4 protein-coding genes are annotated in these 2,384 nt (G+C 35.3%); 3 read left to right on the top strand and 1 reads right to left on the bottom strand.

All coding sequences use genetic code 11. The features are described 5' to 3' along the window. The first annotated feature begins 338 nt into the window (after positions 1–338). Genes RO21_RS10975 through RO21_RS10965 form a run of 3 tightly spaced genes read left to right on the top strand, consistent with a single transcriptional unit; the run spans position 339 to position 1,198 of the window. On the top strand, positions 339–671 hold the full coding sequence (locus tag RO21_RS10975) for a hypothetical protein (protein ID WP_047977825.1): 333 nt from the start codon (positions 339–341) through the stop codon (positions 669–671). Positions 672–681: 10 nt separating this feature from the next. Next, the gene (locus RO21_RS10970) at positions 682–921 is read left to right on the top strand and encodes a hypothetical protein (protein WP_047977824.1); all 240 of its coding nucleotides are present in this window, start codon (positions 682–684) and stop codon (positions 919–921) included. After that, complete coding sequence (locus RO21_RS10965; protein WP_157019800.1) at positions 911–1,198, top strand: hypothetical protein; 288 nt, start codon at positions 911–913, stop codon at positions 1,196–1,198. Before RO21_RS10970 ends, RO21_RS10965 begins: the two co-directional genes overlap by 11 nt. 570 nt (positions 1,199–1,768) lie before the next feature. On the opposite strand, the gene RO21_RS12640 is transcribed toward RO21_RS10965, so the two are convergent. Continuing rightward, a complete protein-coding gene (locus RO21_RS12640) occupies positions 1,769–1,963 on the bottom strand; it encodes a helix-turn-helix domain-containing protein (protein WP_084724302.1) in 195 nt (64 codons plus the stop codon). Positions 1,964–2,384: the final 421 nt, after the last annotated feature.

Below are 2,384 nucleotides of genomic sequence, written 5' to 3'. Positions count from 1 at the left end.
TAATGAATCTTATCGATTTAAACATCGTAATTAAGAAATAATAAAAGTGGAACACTTTTAAAGGATCTTTGTGGTTCAATTTTGGAAGATCATTGACAAACAAGGTATCAGAGCCTTATGTAGAGCGGATAACCGCCCCGACAGATCAAGCGGTTTTTTTGTACCTAAAATTTACTATTTTAGGGCGAAAAGTACAATTTATTCAAACTCAATGCCGAGGGGGTGAGGAATACAACACCCGAAAGGGGAATAACTCCAGCTCACTTTACAGGGCTTCTGAACCCCTCGGCACCCTATTTTTAGGGAAAGTATTCAGAAACTATGTAAAGGAGTTCATTATGAACGCATCTCAACAAGCTATTCTTCGCCAACAACAGTTGCACACCGAATTATCTACTTTTTTAACTCATTATTTTACCAATGAAAACCACTTTTTATTAAGTGAAGCCGATTTTATTCTGCTAGAAAGAACAAACAGTGCTTGCACTGCATTATGTGCTTTAATACTGGATTCAAATAGCACTAAATCACTTTCGGTTGAGTTATTAGCTGATCTCATTACCAGCTGCGTAAATCCATTAAAAGAGTTATTAGCGAACATACATCAAACAACTCACGAGGCAGAAAAGCAAGCGACTAAAATTAAACAGTTAGCTGAAAATATGCAATGAGGAGAGAAAGATGAAAAGCACAACCATTATTTTAGATTGCCAGAATTTAGTCTGTGACCTACGAGATCAGATTCTTGCCCTTGAAACATTAGATCATCTGCTTTCTCTTTCTTGTCATAGCGTTGAACAAATTGATAGTGATGGTGTATCCCGTTTACTTCGGGCAATAACAGCAATAGGTTCACAACAATTAGAAAAGCTAGACTCTTTACTTGAAAACTTAAAGGATAGAGGAGGAAATGATGAATAATAGAGAGCATTTCGCCATTTTCCAAGGTGAAGTTTCATTAGAGTTATTAAAAACAATCGAAAAATCAGAGCAAATTCAAAGTGAAGTCGCAATGCTGATTCGAGCAATGGAGCAATCTGGCTTTTCAGATGAAAAACTTAATTACTATTGCGTGGCTAAAATCCCGATTTTATTAGGGAAGTATGCAGAGCTTTTTGTAGATTTATTTAAATTCAGTGTTAGTAAAGCGAAAGATGTTGAAAAAATATTAGTATTTAAAGAAGTTACATTGAATTAAACTAATAAGCCTAGCTAGTAACTTTACTAACTAGGCTTTTTTAAACTGCTTTAACTAATTTATCCAGCCAAATTTGCTTAAAATGCCCTTATTCCAACTCTATAAGGATTTATGTATGGCTAAATTAGCAAAACTTCCAACAACAGCCCTAACCGCTCTACAAGAGCAAATTAGAGCTAACCATTATGCGAATATTCATCAAACGTAAGAATGGCTACAAGAACAAGGCTACATCATTACTAAAGCAGCATTGCACCGCTACATTCAAAAGCTCAAAAAAATTGATGGTTTTACAGGACGAGCCAACTCAACCGAACTTCTTGTACAAATTACCGCAAAAGTTTTTGATAGTTCTTCCCTATCATCTCTCTATCAAAAATTAGGCGAGTTAGAACACGAAAAAACTCAAATTCTGCAAAAAATTAGTGAAATATCCATACAAAAATAAGCCTAGCATTTAGGCTTATTTCATTTTCAAATAGTGAAACGCTATTACATCTTCTGACCCACTTAATCCAACATCTTCCAACTTGTTCCCGTATTTATCTTACAGAATTAAAATCAATTATCTCATTTAGATACATCATTTGCAATCGTAATAATCATTGAGGCTTGGGGTTCTCTTTCATCTGTTTCCCATAATTGTAGAGTTGATAAAGATACTCCCAAAGTATCTGCTAGCTCATTTCTTGAGCGTTTTAGACGTTCTCTTCGCTCTCTGATTCGAGAACCTATTTGCGAGCTGTTTTCAAACTTAACCTTCATAACTTTAAAAAATCCTATTGAGTTTTTTTAATCTTTTTAGAGTTATAAAAATAATATATTTCAAATGCCGCGTATATAAGATTAGCTACACCTTTAGGCTATTGGTGAGCAGATGGGCGTGTAGGCTCTCTGCTCAATACCCTTCTGTTAATGATCCTGCAAAAATGTGCCAGTCAGACGCAGGAAGATTATTGAAAAGTGAGCCACTGCGTCTTTTGGATAAACGCCTTGTTATTTCAACAGAGAATAACCCGGTATGCTTTGCATGGAAATGCTCTTAGTATCTCAATACGATTGATATCCCCAAATACCAACGCCAACAAACTCATTCACCTAAATTGGGACCTTATAAGGCACTGTTAATTGAACGTCTATAATCGCGCTAAGGATATGATAATGGAAAGACAAGACTATATTGAAT

Source organism: Muribacter muris, from assembly GCF_001038205.1.
GTDB lineage: Bacteria > Pseudomonadota > Gammaproteobacteria > Enterobacterales > Pasteurellaceae > Muribacter > Muribacter muris.
This window is presented reverse-complemented; position numbering and strand designations above follow the sequence as displayed.